Source organism: Actinopolymorpha sp. B17G11 (genome assembly GCF_040196095.1).
Lineage (GTDB): Bacteria > Actinomycetota > Actinomycetes > Propionibacteriales > Actinopolymorphaceae > Thermasporomyces.
Window position 1 is genome coordinate 1 of sequence record NZ_JBEFTW010000103.1, and the last position, 968, is coordinate 968.

Sequence of the window (968 nt, forward strand, 5' to 3'; positions counted from 1 at the left end):
GCACATTCGACCCGTGGAGCGGCTGGTTGAGCGGCTGCTGACCGACGACGACAGCCTGCTTACCGTCCCACGTCCGCCCGAGAAGCGGCTCGCGGGCAACTGCCGGCACTTTACGGTGCTGATGGTTGCCATGTTGCGCCACAAGGGAGTGCCAGCGCGGGCGCGATGCGGGTTCGGCGGGTACTTCCCGACTGAGGCGTACGAAGATCATTGGGTGTGCGAGTACTGGCACGTCGCAGACGAACGGTGGGTATTGCTCGACGCGCAGATCGATGAGCTGCAGCGCGGCATCTTCGCCATCGACTTCGACGTCACCGACGTGCCACGCGACCGTTTCCTGACCGCAGGCGACGCGTGGGCGAAGTGCCGCGCCGGTGAGGCCGACCCCGGCAAGTTCGGCCTGTCCGGGCTGAGTGAGTTCGGCTCCTGGTGGATCGCGGGCAACCTCGTACGAGACGTCGCGGCCCTCAACAACCTGGAAATGCTGCCCTGGGACGTCTGGGGCGCCATGCCCGAACCGGATGAACAGATCCCGAGCGACTGGATCGCCCTGTACGACCGTCTCGCCACACTGACCGGCGCACCCGATGCCGGGTTCGACGACCTCCGCGCCCTCTATCGAAGCGACGATCGACTACGGGTCCCGCCGATCGTCCGCAACGCCGTCCTGAACCGCAAAGACAGGCTGTGACGCCCCGCGCGACCGGTCGAGTTCCAGGACCGCAAGGCCCGCAGAACCGATCTTGCGCGTCGCGGACAACCCAAGCCGGCACGGTTCGGCGTAGCTATCGACTAGTCGACGCCTGGCCCACCTGATGGCGCGGGGCGTCCGGTGGCGGAAGGCGGATTCTGGCGGTGGTCGCAACACGGCTGCTTGTTGGGGCGAGCGTAGCGAACGGAAACGGAACGGCCGGGTCGCAGTGGCGTCAAGGAGAAGGCCGTGGCCGCCCGATCGGGGATGATGAGGG

General features: G+C 67.0%; 1 protein-coding gene. It reads left to right on the forward strand.

Features of this window, described 5'->3' with window-relative positions:
• The coding region (locus ABN028_RS35175; RefSeq protein WP_349699666.1) for a transglutaminase-like domain-containing protein at nt 1-691 on the forward strand (691 nt) is incomplete at its 5' end.
• Nucleotides 692-968 lie beyond the last annotated feature (277 nt).